Here is a 19,525-nt window from a genome sequence, read left to right on the forward strand (position 1 = left end):
ACGGGGCAACGACGATGACGACTTCTTCGACTCCGCGAATCGCGAAAACGCTTGAGCGGGAACGCGACCGTCCGGCCAGTCTGGACAATCCCCGCTCCCCTCGCCGCCCCAAGGGCAACAACTTCGAGAAGAACGCATGGCTGTTCATGCGCTTCTCCGGCGTCGCGCTGATCTTCCTGACCATCGGCCACATGTTCATCATGCTGGCGTGGGACTCCCAGGGTGTGCACCGTATCGACGCCTCCTTCGTGGCCCACCGGTGGAAGGAACCGTTCTGGCAGTGCTGGGACCTCGCGATGCTGTGGCTGGCCCAGCTGCACGGCGGTAACGGCGTGCGCACGGTGATCGCCGACTACTCGCGTAACGACCGCACCCGCTTCTGGCTCAACGTCCTGCTTGCGCTGTCGATGATCTTGATCATCGGGCTCGGCACCTACGTGCTGCTGACGTTCGACCCGAGCAGCGCCAGCTAGCCGACCACACACTTTTTCGATCGAGAGCGAGCAATCTTCATGCAGGAACACCGATACGACGTGGTGATCGTCGGCGCCGGCGGCGCCGGGATGCGCGCGGCTATCGAGGCCGCCCCGCGCGCCCGTACCGCGGTGCTGACCAAGCTGTACCCCACCCGTAGCCACACCGGCGCCGCTCAGGGCGGCATGTGCGCCGCGCTGGCCAACGTGGAAGAGGACAACTGGGAGTGGCACACCTTCGACACGGTCAAGGGCGGTGACTACCTCGCCGACCAGGACGCCGTGGAGATCATGGCCAAGGAGGCCATCGACGCGGTCCTCGATCTGGAGAAGATGGGTCTGCCGTTCAACCGCACCCCCGAGGGCAAGATCGACCAGCGCCGGTTCGGTGGCCACACCCGCGACCACGGCAAATCGCCGGTTCGCCGCGCCTGCTACGCCGCCGACCGCACCGGCCACATGATCCTGCAGACGCTCTACCAGAACTGCGTCAAACACGACGTCGAGTTCTACAACGAGTTCTACGCACTCGACCTGTGCATCAGCAACAACTCCGATGGCGAGCCGGTCGCGACGGGTGTCGTGGCCTATGAGCTGGCCACCGGCGAGATCCACGTCTTCCACGCGAAGTCGATCATCTTCGCCACCGGCGGCTCTGGCCGTATGTACAAGACGACCTCCAACGCCCACACCCTCACCGGTGACGGAGTGGGCATCGTCTTCCGCAAGGGCCTTCCGCTCGAGGACATGGAGTTCCACCAGTTCCATCCGACCGGCCTGGCCGGCCTGGGCATCCTCATCTCCGAGGCCGTGCGCGGTGAGGGCGGCATCCTCCGCAACTCCGAGGGCGAGCGCTTCATGGAGCGCTACGCCCCCACCATCAAGGACCTCGCACCCCGCGACATCGTCGCCCGGTCGATGGTGCTCGAGGTGCTCGAAGGCCGCGGCGCCGGGCCGAACAAGGATTACGTCTACATCGACGTGACCCACCTCGGCGAGGACGTGCTCAACGAGAAGCTGCCCGACATCACCGAGTTCGCCCGCACCTACCTGGGCGTCGACCCGGTGAAGGAATGGGTGCCGGTGTACCCCACCTGCCACTACCTGATGGGCGGCATCCCCACCAACATCCACGGTGAGGTGCTGCGCGGCAACAACAACATCGACAAGGTCCACGGCCTCTACGCGGCCGGCGAATGCGCCTGCGTCTCGGTGCACGGTGCGAACCGTCTCGGCACGAACTCGCTGCTCGACATCAACGTCTTCGGACGTCGCGCCGGCATCGCCGCGGCAGAACATGCCAACAACTCGGACTTCCATCCGCTGCCGGAGAACCCGACCGCGATGGTCGACAGCTGGTTGGAGACCATCCTCGGCGAGCACGGACACGAGCGGGTGGCCGACATCCGCACCGCCCTGCAGCAGACCATGGACGACAACGCCTCGGTGTTCCGCACGGAGGAAACCCTCAAGCAGGCGCTCACCGACATCCACAGTCTCAAGGAGCGCTACGACCACATCCGCGTTCACGACAAGGGCAAGCGGTTCAACTCCGACCTGCTGGAGGCGATCGAGCTGGGCTTCCTGCTCGAACTCGCCGAGGTGACGGTGGTCGGCGCGCTCAACCGCAAGGAATCTCGCGGCGGACATGCCCGCGAGGACTTCCCCAACCGCGACGACGTCAATTTCATGAGGCACACCATCGCCTACAAGAAGGGCGACACGCTGCTCAGCGACATCGAGCTCGACTGGAAGCCCGTTGTCGAGACCCGCTACGAGCCGATGGAGCGTAAGTACTGATGACCCTCACCACGGACGCACCCCACACCGACGAGCCGCCACTACCAGCGGTACCCGACGAAGCGACCATGGTCACGCTCAAGATCATGCGTTTCAATCCGGAGAACCCCGACGAGCAGGGGTGGCAGAGCTTCCGCGTGCCGGCGCTGCCCACCGACCGCATGCTGAACCTGCTGCTCTACGTCAAGGGCTACCTCGACGGCACCCTGACGTTCCGCCGCAGCTGCGCTCATGGCGTGTGCGGATCCGACGCGATGCGCGTCAACGGAGTCAACCGGCTGGCCTGCAAGATGCTCATGAAGGATTTCCTCCCGAAGGACAAGAGCAAGGACATCACGATCACGATCGAACCGATCCGTGGTCTGCCGGTGCTCAAGGACCTCGTGGTGGACATGGAGCCGTTCTTCGACGCCTACCGCGCGGTGAAGCCGTTCCTGATGACCAGCGGTAACGAGCCCACCCGTGAGCGCATCCAGTCGCAGAAGGATCGTGCGCGTTTCGACGACACCACCAAGTGCATTCTCTGTGCCTGCTGCACCACCAGCTGCCCGGTGTACTGGAACGAGGGCTCGTACTTCGGCCCGGCGGCGATCGTCAACGCCCACCGCTTCATCTTCGACAGCCGCGACGAGGGTGCCGCCGAGCGCCTCGACATCCTCAACGACGTCGACGGTGTGTGGCGCTGCCGCACCACCTTCAACTGCACCGACGCCTGCCCCCGTGGCATCCAGGTGACCCAGGCGATCCAAGAGGTCAAGCGAGCACTCATGTTCTCGCGCGGATAGCTTCTCTCTGCAGCCCCGCATCGGCCCCGCTTCCCTCGTCGGAAGCGGGGCCGATGTGGTGCGCGTACCGGGCGGTATCCATCTGTCGCACCGATCACCGACGCAGTACTGATCTATAGTTGCGACCACTCGATGGTTGCGGCCACTCGATGGTTGCGGACACTCGATGGTTGCGGCCACTGCGACCACCGCGACCACGCTGTCACCCCGATCGGATGAGGAGGCGGAGTGGAGATCAGGCACCTGCGCTACTTCGTCTCCGTCGCCGATACCGGGAACTTCACGCGGGCCGCCGAGCTGTGTCACGTCGCGCAATCGGCTCTGAGCCAGCAGATCGCGCGACTGGAACGCGAAGCGGGCGCTCCGCTGTTCGTGCGGACCACACGATCGGTCGAGCTGACCCCCGCCGGCCGGGTGCTGATGCCTCTGGCGCGCCGGATACTCGCCGACGAGATCTCGGCGCGCGCCGAGTTGCGATCATTCCTCGGTCTGGAGAAGGGGCGCCTGCGCATCGGACTCATCCAGACCAGCACGCACTTCCCCGAGACCATCGAGGCGATCACCGCATTCCATGAGCGGTTCGACGGAATCGAATTGACCATCACCTCGCGGCCATCGGAGGCGATGGTCGAGGAGATCGCTTCCGGCGATCTCGACATCGCTGTGGTGGCATCGGACCCCAGTCGAATCCCCGATGCGCTGAGCTCGGTGATCCTGCGCGAGGAACCCCTGGTGGGCATCCTGCGAACGGCTGATGCCGTGGGGTTGCAGACACCCACGGACATAACGGATCTGCTCGCACGCGGCCGGCTGATCCGATTCGCACGGGGTTCGGGCATCCGGCATCGCGTGGACGACGCGGTGACCCGAGCCGGAGGAGACCCACAACCCAGCGCCGGAATCGAACTCACCCAGGTGACCGACCTGATTCGCTTCACCCAGCTGGGCCTCGGCGTGACCATCGTGCCTGCCAGCCTTGCGAAGTCGGTTCTCGGTGAGCCCGGTGACTCCAGTCATGACGGCACGCCCGCATGCACCGTTGTCGCGCTCACCGATCCCGATGCCGTCCACACCGTGCGCGTGGTCCACGATCCGAGGCGAATGCCACCGGCCGCGGCGGAATTCCTCCGCCTTCTCGTGCCGCCGCCTTCTCGTGCACGGAGGTCATCCGCCACACCTCAGTGATCGCTTCTGACGATCACTGAACGCTGTTTTCTGTGTTGGACAGATCAGTCGATGGCCGCCGAGACTGGAGGCACAGACGGACACCACCACAGGAAAGACGCTCATGACCACCGCACTCTCCGACGCCTGGCGGACCGTCGTCCCCGACCCGACGAGCGGCGAAGGACCCCTCACCTCGCTGCTCGTCGCCCTCACCACCGTCACCGGCCTCGTCGACGCCTTCAGCTATCTGCAACTGGGACACGTGTTCGTGGCGAACATGACCGGGAACGTCGTGTTCTTGTCCTTCGATCTCGGCGGTGCACACGGATTCGTGTGGTGGGCATCGTTGCTCGCGATCGCGGCATTCGTGCTGGGCGCGCTCGTCGGCGGCCGCATCCGTGCGGCCTCGAGCGCGCACCGCGCCCGCCACGTCATGGTCGCCGCCACAGTACAGACTGTCCTGTTGGCAGTGGGTTTCGCTGTCTCCCTGTTGTATTCGCATCCCTACCGCGCTGGACCCATGGCTGCTCTGATCGTGGTGCTCGGCATCGGGATGGGCGTCCAGAACGCCACGGCACGCGCATTGTCGATTCGCGATCTCACCACGACGGTGCTCACTCTCACCCTCACCGGCATCTCCGCCGACAGCAGCGTTGCCGGCGGCAGGGGCAGCAATGCCGGTAGGCGCCTGGTCTCGGTCGGCGCGATGTTCCTCGGCGGCCTGATCGGCGCGATCCTGGTGACCCATGGCTGGGCACCGTTGACGCTGTTGCTCTCCACACTTCTCGTGATGGGTGTTGCACTGACAGCGGCCACCCAGGCGTACTCCACCGCCGAGTGGACGCGTCCGCCGCAGCCGGCGAGGTGAAGTGTCAGTTGCCGGTGTAGCTGCCCGGCCGTTTGTCGAGGAATGCCGACAAGGCCTCCCGATGGTCGTCGGTGTGGTGGGCCAGCGCCTGCATGGCCGCCGACATCTCCAGCAACGACTCCAGCGACTGGTGCATGGATTCACGCAGGAGCCGTTTGGCCATCCGCACCGAATGCGGCGGGTTCTTGGTCACGCGCCGTGCCAGTGCCACGGCCGCATCCATGAGGGCCTCGGGATCGACCACCTCGTTGACCAGTCCCCACCGCAGGGCGGTCTCGGCGTCCACCCGGTCGCCGGTGAGCGCCATCTCGGCGGCGCGTGCCGGCCCGATCGCCTTGGTGAGCAGCCATGCTCCACCGTCACCCGGGATGATCCCCAGCGAGACGAAACTCTCGGCGAAGAACGCCCGCCGCGAGGCGATGCGTAGGTCACACATCAGCGTCAGGTCACATCCGGCGCCGACGGCGGGACCGTTGACCGCCGCGATCACCGGTACCTCACAGTGGCACAGCGCGCGCGGAATGCGTTGGATCCCATGACGATAGCCCTCGCTGAGCCGATACGGATTGCCGCCGAACATGCCGGCGCGACCGGCCATGTCGTGGACATTGCCGCCGGCCGAGAACGCCGAACCCGCGCCGGTGAGGATCACCGCGCGCACGTCGTCATCGCCGTTGACCACGTCGACCTGCGCGCAGATGGCATCGACCATCGTCCCATCGGAGATCGGGTTGCGACTGTCGGGCAGGTTCAACGTCCAGGTCTCAATGTGCTCAGCCCGCTCGACCAGCAGCACGTCCGGTGTCCCCATCGCCATCCCTTCCATCGACAATCGCCACGACCTCACGCCCGCACCGCTCATGACCGGCTGTCAATGTATCCGCCTTCACCGGCATGGGGCGGTGATTCGACCAGCGCGAGGTGCTCGACCAGCGCGCGGGCGTGCCGGACGCCTGCAGATGCACCCCCGACGTGACCGGCATGGACTCCAGACACGGTTGTCACCAGGAGCGGTGCGCTCGCCGTTCCGACCTCGCACTCGGGTCGTCGTCTCAGCGACAGGGCGTTCACAGGGTGGGCTTCTACACTCGCCGCTCATGCACCCGACCATGACAAGTCGCTCCCGCAGGAGCGGCGCGCTCGGCCTGCTGGTTGCCACCGCACTCATGGCGGGCGGCTGCTCTACCACCCCGGTATTCGGTGAGTCTGCTGGTGGTTCGTCGACGGCGACGAGCGCCGACGCGTCGACACCGCCGATGGGGTGGAACAGCTGGAATACATTCGGATGCGACATCGACGAGAAGAAGATCGAGGCGCAGGCCGACGCGCTCGTCGCCGACGGGATGGCCCGAGCCGGTTACCGCTATGTGGTCGTCGACGACTGCTGGTATGCGCCCTCACGCAACGGCGATGGCGCGCTCACCGCCGATCCCACCCGATTCCCCTCCGGCATGGCTGCACTGGCCCGATACGTCCATGCGCGCGGACTGCGGTTCGGGATCTACAGCGGTGCGAGCACGCAGATGTGCGCGCAGTTCACCGGCGCCTACCCCGGATCGAGCGGGAGCGAGGGCCACGAGATCGCCGACGCACGCACATTCGCATCGTGGGGAGTTGATTTCGTCAAATATGACTGGTGCTCAAGCGATTCCGACCCTCAGAGACAGATGCGTGATTTCACCGCGATGCGCGATGCACTTCGGAGCACAGGCCGACCGATCATCTACAGCATCAATCCCAACAGCGGTCTCGGCGCGACATTACCCGGCATGCACCACGACTGGGGATCGATCGCCACCATGACCCGGGCAACCAACGACGTCAGCCCCTATTGGACGACCGGCCAGGGTCCCGGTGGGTACCAAGGAATATGGGATATCGCTGACGCGACATCGGCTCTGGCGCAACGCACATCGTCGGGTCGCTACGTCGACATGGACATGCTGGAGGTCGGCGTGGGCACGGCGCTGTCCCCCGCCGCCCAACGCTCACAGATGGCGTTGTGGGCGATGAGCGCGGCGCCGCTGTTTGCCGGCAACGACCTGCCGTCCGCCTCACCCGCGACGACGTCGCTGCTGACCACTCGCGGCGTCCTCGCGATCGATCAGGACAGCGCGGTCTCCTCGGCGAGGGCCTATGGTGCGACCAATCGCACGGTGCGCACCCGACAGCTGCACGACGGGAGCATCGCGGTGTCAATGACCAATCTCGGCGCGACCGCACAGTCGATGTCGATCGCCCTCGGCGATCTCGGTATGGATCGCGACGCGACCGTGACCGACGTGTGGACGAACCGACCGGTGAGCGGCGTCGCACGTGGCGTGGTGTCGATGACCGTCGCCCCTCAGGACACAGCGCTGCTGCGGATCACCCCCGGGTGAATCGCCTCACATCGATTCGGTTAGGGCATTACATCCGGCGGCGGGTCGCACGATCATCGAGTCTGCAGACGTTCACGGTGCCGGCGAACCCGCTCACGATTGGCGCACCCACGCGCGGGACAGAATCGCGACGACGCATTCTTGGTGGTGTCGGTGAAGTAGCGGTGGCAATCGCGCGCCGCGCATCTGCGGATCCGTTCCGCCCCGCGTGCGGTCATGAAATCCATCAGCCCGAAGGCCGCCTCGGCGGCCAGATGCCGCCACACCCGGTCACCGGCCACGTGGTGATCGATATGCCAGGTATGGCCGTCGTGGTCGGTCATCCGCGGTGCGGCATGCGCCTCAGACGCGAGGTAGTTCAGCGTCGGCGCGACGAGAGCCGGATCGGGGTCGGCGACCACGTCGAGCAGGCGCTCACGGACCCATGCCGTCCGCTCGAGATCGACGGCGTCGGCACGGGCATCCAGGGCGGGGTCGTAGCGACGGATCAGCGCCGTGACGTCGTCGGGTGTGGACAGCAACTCGTAGCCGCAGGTCTCCGGCGCAGTGTTGACGAGGTCGATCGCGAGGTCGGCACCCCAGAATCTGTAATGCTCTATACCCACATAGCCCATGTTGCCATCGTATCGGGCGTCGCTCTAGCGTGATGGCCATGACCACTCAGGGCACCGCCGACATCGCGGATACCTCCCCCGCATCCGGACGCGCAGGCCGGCACCTCGGCCGTGCGGCCACCGTGTTCCTCGCGACCGGACTGCTTCTGATCGCGCTGAACCTGCGCATCGGTGTCGCGTCGGTGAGTCCGGTGATCCGCTACATCCAGGACGCGCTCGGGTTGACCTCCACCACCGCGGGCCTGCTCTCCACCCTCCCGGTTCTGTGCTTCGGCATCTTCGCCTTCCTCACCCCTTGGCTGGTACGCCGGATCGGGATCGACAGGTTGCTGGCCGTGGTGCTCGTGGTGCTCGCGGTGGCCATCGCCACCCGTCTCATCGACGGCTCGCCGGCACTGTTCATCGGCACGGTGTTCGTCGGCGCGGCCATCGCCGTCGGCAACGTGGTCCTACCCGCGGCGATCAAACAGCATTTCGTCGCGCGCACCGGACTGATGATGTCGCTGTACTCGATGACGCTCTACATCGGCGCGGCTCTCGCCTCGGGTCTCACCGTCCCCCTGATGCACGCATTCGACGGGGACTGGCAGGCGGCGCTGGCGATCTGGTCGATACCGGCCGCCGTGGCACTGCTGGTGTGGTTGCCCAGACTGTGGACCACGCGCCGCGCGTCGAGGCGGTCGGGCACCGAAACCGCAGTCTCACAGGCTGATTCCGCCGAGACCGCATCGGTGGCCGACGTGGTCCCCGAGCGCGACGAGCCGTCGTTCTCACGCCTGATCCGCGACCGAACCGCACTGGCGGTCACCGGATTCATGGGCTTGCAGAGTCTGAGCTACTACGCGGGGCTGGCCTGGGTTCCGACGATCCTCACCGATCACGGGATGTCGAGCAGCACAGCCGGATTGATGCTGTCCTACTCATCGTTCCCGGCGCTGGCCAGTGCCCTGCTGGTGCCGATCCTCGCCAACCGGGTATCGGTGAGGTGGATACCGGCCGCGATGGCCGTCGGCCTCACAGCGCTGGCTCTGGTGGGTCTGGTGGTGGCCCCGGTCTCGGGTGCGATCGCCTGGATGACCTTGCTGGGCCTCGGACAAGGTGCCGCACTGAGCCTCGCGCTGAGCTATATCGTGTGGCGCGCCCCCGACGCCCGGCACACCGCCCATCTGTCGACCATGGCGCAGGGCGTGGGGTACCTGGTGGCCGCGTTGGGTCCGTTCCTGGTCGGCGCACTGCACTCGGTCACCGGCGGCTGGCAGATCCCGCTCGCGGTGCTCATCGTGCTGCTGATACCCGAACTGGTCGCCGGCGTCATCGCCAGCCGGAACCGACACGTGCTGACGCCGGTCACAACAGAGTGAGGGGCCGCGATCAGTAGTGGTAGGTGTCCGAGGGCGCCGGCATGTGCTCGGGATCCTCGTCGTCACGGGCGACCGGGATGCTGTAGGCACGTGCGAGATCGAGGATCTTGGTGGCGCGGGCGATACGTGGCAGGTCCGAACCGTTGCGGATCTCGCCGCCGTCGCGCTCGAACTCGGCGAAGAAGTCCAGCGCCCACGTGATCTGGTCGGGCGTCGGGGACAGCCCCTCGTTGATCGTCCGGCACTGGTCGTTGGTCAGGCAGATCTTGCCGGTCATACCGAATTCGACACTCACCGCGGCTGCCTCGGTCAGGGTCAGCGCCGACGAGCCGACGGTCGGACCGTCGATCGCCGACGGCAGCCCAGCAGCCTTGGCTGCGATGGTGAACCTCGAGCGTGCGTAGGCCAGCGTCATCGGGTCACCGCCGAAGCCGGTGTCGCGGCGGAAATCGCCGATCCCGAAGGCCAACCGGAAGGTTCCCTTCGCCGAGGCGATCTCACTGATGCGCTCAAGGCCACGCGCGGTCTCCACCAGCGCGACGATCGGCACGCCGGGTAGGCGGCGCGCGGTCTCGGTGACGTGGTCGACACCCTCCACCATCGCCAGCATCACACCGCCGACGGTCACGTCGCCGAGCATCGCCAGATCATCGGCCCACCACGGGGTACCGAAACCGTTGATGCGCACCCAGTCCTCGGAGTGTCCGCCGGCAAGCCAGGCCCGCACGTTCTCGCGTGCACGGTCCTTGTCCTTGGGGGCCACAGCGTCTTCGATGTCGAGCACGACGATGTCGGCGCGCGAGTCGGCCGCCGCCTGGAAACGATTGTCGTGCGATCCGTTCACGAGCAGCCAGCTGCGCGCGAGGACGGGGTCGATACGAGAGCCGATGTCCTCGGGTTCGACATCGACGTCGAGGTGGGAAGTCGGATTCACGCCGTCCATGGTCTCATCGTGGCCGGTGAGAGCAAAATTTCGGCCACTCATCCGGCCGGGATCGCACTGAACGTCGGATAATGAGACACCAGTCAGCCATGCGACACCCGTCATCGAGCGAGGACACCACATGAGTACCAGCCTCTCCCGGCTCACCGTCGGATATCTGGCCACCGACACCGGCGCCGACGGCGTCGCGCTGGCGGCGACGATCGCGGCCACCATCGGCGCGGCAATCGATTTGGTGTGTGTACTCCGCGAGGACGAACTGGCCACGCGAACCCAGCGCACCTACAGCGAGAAGGCGCTCACCGCACAGGCGCAGAAATGGCTCGACGCCGGCGCGGCACTCGTACCCGAGGGCATCGAGGTCGACACCCATGTGGTCACCGCGGCGTCGTTCGCCGAGGGCCTGGCCGGCTTCGCGACACAGACGAACGCGCGGATGATCGTCATCGGCGGCACCAGCGACGGGATACTCGGACACCACACGCTGGGCCCGGTCGGACTGGGGTTGGCGCACTATTCGCCGGTGCCCGTCGCACTCGCCCCCGCCGACCACCACCGGCACCCCGTGCCGCGACTGTCGGAGGTCACCATCGCGGTCGCACCCGGGCCGCACAGCGACAACCCGCTGCCGTTCGGACTGGCGCTCGCCGCCGAGGGGCGGCTGGCGGTACGGCTGCTGACCGTGGTGGTGGACGGCGGGGTCCCCGACCCCACGAACCTGGCCACCCGGCAGGAGAATGTGGCCGCCGCACGCCGCGTTCTCGACGAGGCCAGCAGCGCGGCCGGCGACGACATCACGGTCGAGGCACTGGTCGCCGAAGGCGCCACGATCACGCAATCACTGCGCGCGCTGCGCTGGGGCCCCGGCGACATCGTCGTGATGGGCTCCGGGCGACTGACCGGCGAGAAGCGAGTCTTCCTCGGCCCCAACGCGGCTCGCATCCTCCGTGCGGCGACCGTGCCGATCATCCTGGTACCCAAGGCGTTCGACTGACGCCCCGGTCAGCTGTCGAAGCCCAGCCCCAGCGCGTCGAGCACCCGTAGCCACACACCACGCTTGCCCCGATTGCGGTCGGATCGGGCGAGTTCGCGTCGGGTCAGCGTGATCCCGAACCAGCGCACCGGTTCCGGGGGGAAGGGCAGCGGCTTGGACTTCACCATCTCCAGCCGGGTGCGTTCGGTGTCGCGGCCGTCCACCAGATCCAGGGCGGTACGCGCACCGAAGTGCGAGGCGCCCACACCGAGTCCGGTGAAGCCGACCACGGTGACCACCCGACCGCCCATCGACACATCCCAGAACGCGTTGAAGCGCGAACAGGTGTCGATGATGCCGCCCCATGTATGCGAGACCTTGATGCCCTCGAGCTGTGGGAACACCTGCAGCAGATGCTCACCGAGCAGTGCGGCCTCCTCAGGCTTGTCCGCCAGACGACTGTCGGTCTTGCCGCCGTAGTAGTAGAAGGCGTCATAACCACCGAACAGGATCCGGTTGTCGGCGGTGAGCCGGAAGTAGTGGAAGCGATTACCGCAGTCGGACAACCCTTCTCGACCGTTCCACCCGATCGACGCCAGCTGCTGGTCGGTGAGGGGTTCGGTGACGATCACATAGTCCCACACCGGCACGATCATCCAGCCGACCTTGCGGACCAACGGCGTCGACGCCGACGTCGCGGCGATGACATGTTGTGCCCGGATGGAACCCAGTGCCGTGGTCGCCACCACGGCGTCGCCGGTGTCGCTCAGACTGCGCACCTGGGTGTGCTCGTAGATCCGCACACCGAGTCGGTCGGCGGCCACAGCGAGCCCCCAGGCCAGTTTGGCCGGGTCGATGATCATCACGTCGGGGTCGAACAACCCGCCGGCGACCAGCGGTGAGTTGACCCGGGCTCGTGCCTGTTCGGCATCGAGGCTCTCGACGGGCTCGCCGAGTCGGCGCGCCTCGGTGACGAGTTCGTCGAGTTCTGCTGCCTGCCAGTCGAAGTTGGCCAGATCCAGTTCGCCGGTGTGCTCGGCGTCGGCGTCGATACCCAGTCGGGTCAGCGCCGCGGCGATCTCGGCGAGCGTCTCACGACCCATCCGCTGCAGGGTGGCCAGTTCGTCGGCGTACCTCTCGAACCCGTTGCCCAGACCGTGCACCAGGCTCGCCGCACAGAAGCCGCCGTTGCGACCGGTGGCGCCCTCGGCGATACGGGCGCCCTCGACCAACACGATCGACCGCGACGGGTTCTCCTCGGCCGCCTGCACCGCGGCCCACAGACCGGTGAACCCGCCGCCGATCACCAACAGGTCCGTCGACTCCTCGCCGACCAGACGCTCACGGGCCGCCGGCCGCTCGGCCCGGTCGAGCCAGAACGGGACGGGGGCGGCGTCGGCGACCATGCGCCGGGAACGGTCGGTGGGTTCACCGGCCCACGCGGCTGTCGATGCGGAAGTGGATGCGGTCATGCGTTATCAGCGCCTTGTTCGGTCGTGGTCGGTGTCTGGGCGTTCGGTGTCTGGGTGTTCGGTGATCGGGTGGTGTCGTTCTTGTCGGCCACGATGATGCGATGCCAGGGCTTCCTCGCCTCGGCGGTGATGTCGCTCATCACGTGTTTGATGGTCAGGTACTCGTCGAGTGAGTACGTCGACATGTCCTTCCCGAATCCCGACGCACCGACGCCGCCGTGGGGCATCTCGCTGATGATCGGGATGTGGTCGTTGATCCACACACAACCGGCGTGGATCTCGCGGCCGGCGCGCTGGGCGCGGTAGACATCCCGCGTCCAGGCCGATGCGGCCAGACCGTACGGGGTGTCGTTGGCGCGACGGATCGCATCGTCATCGTCGTCGAAGGTGCTCACAGTGAGCACCGGACCGAACACCTCGTCGCGGTAGATCTCGGCATCCTCGCCCACATCGGCGATCAGCGTCGGCGGGTAGTACGCGCCGGGGCCGGTCGGCACCACACCCCCGGTCACGACGCGCAGGCCGGCAGCACGCGCCCGCTCCACCATGCCGGCGACCTTGTCACGGTGTCTGGTGGAACTGAGCGAACCCATGTCGGTGTCGGGATCCATCGGATCACCCATCGAGACCGTCGCCATGACGTCGGCGACGCCGGAGACGAACTGCTCGTAGAGATTCCGCGCGACGATCGCGCGGGTCGCTGCAGTACAGTCCTGACCGCCGTTGATCAGACTCGCGGCCACCGCACCCTCGACAGCCGCATCGAGATCGGCGTCGTCGAACACCACGAAGGGCGCCTTGCCGCCGAGTTCGAGCTGAACGCGTGTGCCGTTGGTGGCCGCAGCAGCCATCACCGCCCGGCCGACAGCGGTCGAACCGGTGAAGGTCACGATGTCGACGTCGGGATGACCGGCGAGTGCGGCACCCACATCCGAACCGGCGCCGGTCACCACGTTGAGGACACCGAGCGGCAGTCCGGCCTCGACGGCCAGGCGCGCGAGGCGCAACGTGGTCAGCGGAGTGATCTCGGCAGGCTTGATGACCACCGTGCAGCCGGCAGCCAGTGCGGGCATCACCTTCCACACCGCCATCTGCAGCGGATAGTTCCACGGCGTGATCGACCCGACCACGCCGATCGGTTCGCGACGGATCGAGGAGGTGTGATCACCGGAGTACTCGGCACTGGCCTTGCCCTCGAGGTTGCGAGCCGCACCGGCGAAGAACGAGGTGTTGTCGATACTCCCGGGCACGTCGAACTCCCGCGCCAGCCGTATCGGTTTGCCGGTCTGAGACACCTCCTCGACCGCGAAGAGTTCTGCATCGCGATCCATCAGCGCGGCCAGTCGGTGCAGAACGGCCGACCGGTCCGCCGGTGTGGCCGAGGCCCACTCCCTCAGCGCCGCACGAGCGGTGGCGACCGCGAGGTCGACATCGGCCGGCGTCGCCAGCGTCATCGTGGTCACCGTGGTCCCGGTTGCCGGGTCGATCACCGAGTGGGTGTTCCCCGAGCCGGCGCGCGGGACACCCCCCACCCAGCTCGCAGCTGTCGTCGTGTCGGTGGTGGTCATGGGAGTATCAGTCCTTGGCAACTGCGGTTCTCGACCGGGAGTTATGGGTAGAGCGGATCCGGGCGCGATGGGTGCCCGGCGTCGACGCGAGGCAAGAATACCCCGCCAACATGACCATTCGCGAGTTATGTGCCCGATTGACGACTGATTCAGTCGAATATGTTGCGAAATACTTCGGAATTCGTCAGCATGGTCGCACCGCCACTGATTGCGGGACAGTAGACAGAAGCGGAGCCCATGTCCGATCATCCGATAGCACTCGACGACATCTCCAAACGCATCATCGAGTCCCTCCAACGCGACGGCCGACGCTCGTATGCCTCGGTCGGCAAGGAGATCGGTTTGTCCGAGGCAGCCGTGCGCAATCGCGTTCAACGGCTCCACGATGCCGGGGTCCTGCAGATCGTCGCCGTGACCGATCCGCTCCAGATCGGCTTCGCCCGACAGGCGATGGTGGGCATCCGGTGCACCGGCGATTCGCAGGAACTCGCCCGGAGGCTGGCGGACATCCCCGAGATCGACTACGTGGTGCTCACAGCCGGCTCATTCGACATCTTGATCGAGGTGATATGTGAGGACGATGCCAGCCTGCTGCATCTCCTCAACGAGAAAGTCCGGACCCAACCCGGAGTCACCATCACCGAGACCATGGTCTATCTGAAACTCGTCAAACAGCAATACAATTGGGGAACACGATGACATCGATTCAAACCCGCACCGACGAACCCTCACTCGGCGCCCGCAGCGCCGCGCACCTGTGGGGTCACTTCTCCCGCCACGGCGCGGAGATCACTCCTCCGGTCATCACCCACGGCGAGGGTGTGCGCATCTTCGACGACGCCGGCCGTAGCTACTTCGACGGCCTGTCGGGTCTGTTCGTGGTGCAGCTCGGTCACGGCCGCGAGGAACTCGCCGAGGCCGCCGCCGAGCAGGCCAAGAAGATCGGATTCTTCCCGCTGTGGTCCTACGCCACGCCGCCGGCCATCGAACTCGCCGAGAAGCTCGCCGCGTACGCCCCCGGCGATCTGAACCGGGTCTTCTTCACCAGCGGTGGCGGCGAGGCCGTGGAGAGCGCCTGGAAGCTGGCCAAGCAGTACTTCAAGCTCACCGGAAAACCCGGCAAGCACAAGGTGATCTCGCGGTCGATCGCCTATCACGGGACCCCGCAGGGTGCGCTGGCCATCACCGGCATCCCCGATCTGAAGAAAGACTTCGAGCCGCTGACCCCCGGCGGCTTCCGGGTCCCCAACACCAACATCTACCGCGCACCCGAGCACGGAGACGATCCGAAAGCATTCGGCCGCTGGGCCGCCGACCGCATCGCCGAGGCGATCGAGTTCGAAGGCCCCGACACCGTCTGCGCGGTGTTCCTCGAGCCGGTGCAGAACGCCGGCGGTTGCTTCCCGCCGCCGCCCGGATACTTCGAGCGGGTGCGTGAGATCTGCGACGAGTACGACGTGCTGCTCGTGTCCGACGAGGTGATCTGTGCCTACGGCCGCATCGGGTCGATGTTCGCCTGTGACGATTTCGGCTACGTGCCCGACATCATCACCAGCGCAAAGGGTCTCACCTCGGGATACTCCCCGCTGGGGGCGATGATCGCCAGCGAGCGCCTCTTCGAGCCGTTCAACGACGGCAAGACCACCTTCGCCCACGGCTACACCTTCGGCGGCCATCCGGTGTCGGCGGCGGTTGCGCTCAAGAACCTGGAGATCTTCGAGCGTGAGGGCATCACCGATCACGTCAAGGCCAATGCGCCGGCCTTCCGCGCGACGCTCGAGAAGCTCAACGATCTGCCGATCGTCGGTGATGTGCGCGGTGAGGGGTACTTCTACGGCATCGAGCTGGTGAAGGACAAAGCCACCAAGGAGACCTTCAATGCCGAAGAGTCCGAACGGATTCTGCGCGGCTTCCTCTCGACCGCGTTGTTCGACAACGGTCTGTACTGCCGCGCCGACGACCGCGGCGACCCGGTGGTGCAGCTGGCTCCCCCGCTCATCTGCGGTCAGGCGGAGTTCGACGAGATGGAGCAGATCCTGCGCAAGGTCCTCACCGAGGCGGGCAACCTGATCTGATCCGAGGGATCTTATCTGGGAGCTCTGACCTGGAATCCCTGCGCGATCACCCGACGATCCTGTGCACCCGATGACCTGAGCGGGTTCTCAGCACCGAACACCGGTGGCGGTGCCGGAAGGCACTGCTACCGGCGTTCGGTCTGTGTTGGACTGTGGCGCACCATCTCTCACACCGGCCAGATGAGCGGGATCAGTGCCAGCGATACCGCGAGCCAGGCCAGCATCACCACCCCACCCAGCCGCCAGTAGTCGCCGAAGCGATAACCCCCCGGGTGCCATGATGATGAGGTTTGCCGGCGTCGCGATCGGTGTGAGCAGCGACGCCGCTCCGGCCACGGTGACCGTCATCAGCACGGGCGCGATCGACATGTGCACCTCGGCGGCGGTGGCCAGGGCGATCGGGATGACGATGAGTACCGTCGCCGCATTCGAGATGAACTGCCCCAGTGCTGCGGTGAGCACGAACAACACCAGCAGCACCAGATAGGGGCTGCGGCCTTGCACCAGGTCCACCACCGGGCCGGCGATCTTGTCGGCCGCGCCGGTGCTCTGCACGGCCAGCGACAGCGGGATCAGCGCACCGATGAGGATGATCGTCTGGATCGGCATCGCACGCATTGCCCGTTCGGGCGTCAGTACCCGCAACAGGACGGTTGCCGCTGCGGCGACGAGCGCGGTCACCGACGCAGGCACGAGTCCCGTGGCGAGGACCACGATCATGGCCACCACGATGAATATCGCCCTCGGCGCGGTGGGGGCCAAAGAAGTGGGCGTCCCCCGCAGCTCCTCGGGATCGTCGACCAGAAGCAGCTGCATGTCGCCGAAGGCCGACAGCGCATCCCAGCCTCCGTGCAGCAGCACCGCGTCACCCTGCACGAGATCGGTCGATCGGGCGCCGCGGTCGGATCCGCGCCGCGACACCGACACCACCTCGACACCGTCGGTGACGGTCATCCCCGGGAACACCCGTCGCCCGACCCAGTCCGACCGTGGCGGCACCACGGCCTCGAGCAGACCCTCGTCGCGGCGGGCCAATTCGTCGGGTCCGGCGGCATCCAGCGCGCGCACCACGGTCTGGGTCTGCGCCCCCAGCGTGCGGGCCGCGTCGTCGGGGCCGGTGACCACGAGGCTGTCACCGACCCGCAAACGATGGTTGTCCGACACCGCCACATGCGCCCGGTCCTGCACGCCGACCAGTTGCAGCGGTTCGGTGACGACCTCGCGGGCCCGGCGATCGACCAGGTCTGACGACGGGCTGATCTCGAGGCGGTAGCCGCGCGACCCCGTCATACGGTGGCGGTGTGCAGGTGCCGAACGGCCTTGGGAGCCGGGCGCATCGCCGCGGCTGGGCAACAGTCGTGGCCCGAGCGCCAAGACGATGACCACGGTCACCACCACCAGCGGCGCTCCGATGGCGGCATATTCGAAGTAGCCGAATCCGCCGCCCCCCTCGGTGCGGAAGGCCTCGTCGACGATCACGTTGACCGGGCTACCCGACAACGTCAGCAACGATCCCGCGCTACACGCGAACGCGAACGGGATGAGCATCCGCGACGGCGCCACACCCAGCCTGAGCGCCGTCGCCACGACCACGGGCAACAACGCCGCGGCGGCGCCGTTGATCGTGATCAGCGCGCTCAGCACGGCCGCGAGGAGCAGCAGCGCCAGCCCGGCACGCATACGGCTGTCGCCGGCGAGTCTCGACAGCACGCCGCTGAGCCAGGCGGTGACGCCGGAGGCCTCCAGGCTCGCGCTCACCACGAACAATGCTGCGATGAAGGCGATCACCGGATCCCCGAAGCCCGCGAACACATCTCGCGCGGTGACCACCCCGGTGGCGTACAACGCGACAGACACCGCGATCGCGACGATCTCGACGGGAAAGCGGTTGGAGATGAACGCAACGATGGCGACGCCGAGCACGATCAGGGTGATGTCGGCGTCGGACATCGTGATCAGCGCCGCCGCACCAGATCTGAGACTTTCCACGCGGTGAGCGCCCCCACGATCATCGAGACGATCACACCGCCTCGCGTCATCGAGTTCTCCCGCACCACCGGCGCGATCACCACCGGGTCGGGCACAGCCACCGGCTCGTACTTCTTGTTGTCGGGGTCGGTCGCCGCCCACGCCGTCGCGAACAACACGATCCGGGTGGTGAAGAAGGCGAACACCATGATGCCCAGGATGGGCCCGAAGGTCGCGCCGGCGGGCCCGCTGACCACTTTCTGCAGGTAGAAGGTGGCGATGTACTTGAACACCTCGAATCCGATGGCGGTGACCAGTCCGGCTTTGGCCGCATTGCGCAGCGGCAGTGCGACGCGGGGAAGTTTGGCGATGATCCAGGTGAACAGCAGCCACGACGCCGCGATCGACAGCAGGATGGAGACAACACGCACCGCCACACCCGCGCCGGTCAGATGGGACACGTGCAGCCATTGGAGGATCTTCGTCGTCAGTGACGAGGCGCCCAGGGCCGACAGCCCGAAGGAAATGGCCAGGGCGACGAACAGGCCGATGAGCGCGAGGAGATCAGAGATCTTGGTGCGCAGGAAGTTCGGCTTCTCAGGCTCGGTTCCCCACTGCACGGTGAGCGCTTGTCGGATGTTGGCCATCCAGCCCATCCCCGAGTACAAGGCACCGACCAGACCGACGATGCCGATCGTGGTGCGTGAATCGATCGCCTGATCGATCAGGTCCTTGATCGAATCGCCCGTGGACCCGGGCATCGCACTCGAGATGTGGTCGCGGAGTTCGTCGAGCAGTTCGGGATGGGAGGACAGCACGAAGCCGGCGGTCGCAAAGGCGACCATGAGCAGCGGGAAGATCGCGAACACACTGAAATACGTTGCGCCCGCTGCGAAATAATCGCCCTTTTGATTCTGATAGCGCTGGGCAGCCTCGACCAGGTGGTCGATACCCGGAGATTTCGCTCGCACCTTGTCCAGCCGCGACGGCTCGGAGGACTCCTCTTGCCGCTGCGCACTTGCTGCCATATCGCTCGAGTCCCGTCTGTGCTGCCGCCGGCACCCGAGGCGCTTCAGG

Annotated in this window: 17 protein-coding genes; 10 read left to right on the top strand and 7 right to left on the bottom strand. The window is 66.4% G+C overall.

What is annotated here, in order from left to right:
• Positions 1–14 precede the first annotated feature (14 nt).
• The 5 genes from IEW22_RS00620 to IEW22_RS00640 all read left to right on the top strand — a co-directional run bounded on the left by IEW22_RS00620 (position 15) and on the right by IEW22_RS00640 (position 5,093).
• A complete protein-coding gene (locus IEW22_RS00620; RefSeq protein WP_188584637.1) occupies positions 15–473 on the top strand; it encodes a succinate dehydrogenase hydrophobic membrane anchor subunit in 459 nt (152 codons plus the stop codon).
• 39 nt (positions 474–512) lie between these two features.
• Positions 513–2,273 carry a succinate dehydrogenase flavoprotein subunit gene (gene sdhA / locus IEW22_RS00625; protein ID WP_188584638.1) on the top strand — a complete coding sequence of 587 codons (1,761 nt, stop codon included), beginning with the start codon at positions 513–515 and terminating at the stop codon, positions 2,271–2,273.
• On the top strand, positions 2,273–3,058 hold the full coding sequence (locus IEW22_RS00630) for a succinate dehydrogenase iron-sulfur subunit (RefSeq protein ID WP_188584639.1): 786 nt from the start codon (positions 2,273–2,275) through the stop codon (positions 3,056–3,058). Before sdhA ends, IEW22_RS00630 begins: the two co-directional genes overlap by 1 nt.
• Before the next feature lie 228 nt (positions 3,059–3,286).
• The gene (locus IEW22_RS00635; protein WP_188584640.1) at positions 3,287–4,243 is read left to right on the top strand and encodes a LysR family transcriptional regulator; all 957 of its coding nucleotides are present in this window, start codon (positions 3,287–3,289) and stop codon (positions 4,241–4,243) included.
• 103 nt (positions 4,244–4,346) lie between these two features.
• Complete coding sequence (locus IEW22_RS00640; protein WP_188584641.1) at positions 4,347–5,093, top strand: YoaK family protein; 747 nt, start codon at positions 4,347–4,349, stop codon at positions 5,091–5,093.
• A gap of 4 nt (positions 5,094–5,097) precedes the next feature.
• Here the strand turns inward: IEW22_RS00640 and IEW22_RS00645 are convergent, their stop codons facing one another.
• Positions 5,098–5,904 carry a crotonase/enoyl-CoA hydratase family protein gene (locus IEW22_RS00645; protein WP_188584773.1) on the bottom strand — a complete coding sequence of 269 codons (807 nt, stop codon included), beginning with the start codon at positions 5,902–5,904 and terminating at the stop codon, positions 5,098–5,100.
• 298 nt (positions 5,905–6,202) lie between these two features.
• On the opposite strand from IEW22_RS00645, the gene IEW22_RS00650 reads away from it, so the two are divergent.
• Positions 6,203–7,474 (top strand): glycoside hydrolase family 27 protein, encoded by a 1,272-nt coding sequence (locus tag IEW22_RS00650; RefSeq protein WP_188584642.1) that lies wholly within the window; start codon positions 6,203–6,205, stop codon positions 7,472–7,474.
• Between the two features lie 53 nt (positions 7,475–7,527).
• Here the strand turns inward: IEW22_RS00650 and IEW22_RS00655 are convergent, their stop codons facing one another.
• Positions 7,528–8,088, bottom strand: a complete 561-nt coding sequence (locus IEW22_RS00655) for a CGNR zinc finger domain-containing protein (RefSeq protein ID WP_188584643.1) — start codon at positions 8,086–8,088, stop codon at positions 7,528–7,530.
• Positions 8,089–8,126: 38 nt separating this feature from the next.
• Between IEW22_RS00655 and IEW22_RS00660 the strand changes: the two genes are divergently transcribed.
• A complete protein-coding gene (locus IEW22_RS00660) occupies positions 8,127–9,449 on the top strand; it encodes a CynX/NimT family MFS transporter (RefSeq protein ID WP_188584644.1) in 1,323 nt (440 codons plus the stop codon).
• Positions 9,450–9,459: 10 nt separating this feature from the next.
• On the opposite strand, the gene IEW22_RS00665 is transcribed toward IEW22_RS00660, so the two are convergent.
• A complete protein-coding gene (locus tag IEW22_RS00665) occupies positions 9,460–10,392 on the bottom strand; it encodes an HpcH/HpaI aldolase/citrate lyase family protein (protein WP_188584645.1) in 933 nt (310 codons plus the stop codon).
• A 121-nt stretch (positions 10,393–10,513) separates the two neighbouring features.
• Here IEW22_RS00665 and IEW22_RS00670 point away from each other — a divergent pair, with 121 nt between their 5' ends.
• On the top strand, positions 10,514–11,386 hold the full coding sequence (locus IEW22_RS00670; protein WP_188584646.1) for a universal stress protein: 873 nt from the start codon (positions 10,514–10,516) through the stop codon (positions 11,384–11,386).
• Positions 11,387–11,394: 8 nt separating this feature from the next.
• On the opposite strand, the gene IEW22_RS00675 is transcribed toward IEW22_RS00670, so the two are convergent.
• Both IEW22_RS00675 and IEW22_RS00680 read right to left on the bottom strand, forming a co-directional pair.
• Entirely contained in the window at positions 11,395–12,837 is a 1,443-nt protein-coding gene (locus tag IEW22_RS00675) for an NAD(P)/FAD-dependent oxidoreductase (RefSeq protein WP_188584647.1), read from the bottom strand.
• A complete protein-coding gene (locus IEW22_RS00680; RefSeq protein ID WP_188584648.1) occupies positions 12,834–14,405 on the bottom strand; it encodes a gamma-aminobutyraldehyde dehydrogenase in 1,572 nt (523 codons plus the stop codon). Before IEW22_RS00680 ends, IEW22_RS00675 begins: the two co-directional genes overlap by 4 nt.
• A gap of 237 nt (positions 14,406–14,642) precedes the next feature.
• Here IEW22_RS00680 and IEW22_RS00685 point away from each other — a divergent pair, with 237 nt between their 5' ends.
• Together IEW22_RS00685 and IEW22_RS00690 are read left to right on the top strand one after the other, a co-directional pair.
• Positions 14,643–15,104, top strand: coding sequence for an Lrp/AsnC family transcriptional regulator (locus IEW22_RS00685; RefSeq protein ID WP_188584649.1), 462 nt, complete (start codon positions 14,643–14,645; stop codon positions 15,102–15,104).
• A complete protein-coding gene (locus IEW22_RS00690) occupies positions 15,101–16,480 on the top strand; it encodes an aspartate aminotransferase family protein (protein WP_188584650.1) in 1,380 nt (459 codons plus the stop codon). The genes IEW22_RS00685 and IEW22_RS00690 overlap by 4 nt, the downstream gene beginning before the upstream one ends.
• A gap of 87 nt (positions 16,481–16,567) precedes the next feature.
• On the opposite strand, the gene IEW22_RS00695 is transcribed toward IEW22_RS00690, so the two are convergent.
• Both IEW22_RS00695 and yhjD read right to left on the bottom strand, forming a co-directional pair.
• Positions 16,568–18,469 carry an SLC13 family permease gene (locus IEW22_RS00695; protein ID WP_229742050.1) on the bottom strand — a complete coding sequence of 634 codons (1,902 nt, stop codon included), beginning with the start codon at positions 18,467–18,469 and terminating at the stop codon, positions 16,568–16,570.
• On the bottom strand, positions 18,436–19,476 hold the full coding sequence (gene yhjD, locus IEW22_RS00700; RefSeq protein ID WP_188584651.1) for an inner membrane protein YhjD: 1,041 nt from the start codon (positions 19,474–19,476) through the stop codon (positions 18,436–18,438). The genes IEW22_RS00695 and yhjD overlap by 34 nt, the downstream gene beginning before the upstream one ends.
• Positions 19,477–19,525: the final 49 nt, after the last annotated feature.

Source organism: Gordonia jinhuaensis (assembly GCF_014639795.1).
Taxonomy (GTDB): Bacteria; Actinomycetota; Actinomycetes; order Mycobacteriales; family Mycobacteriaceae; genus Gordonia_B; species Gordonia_B jinhuaensis.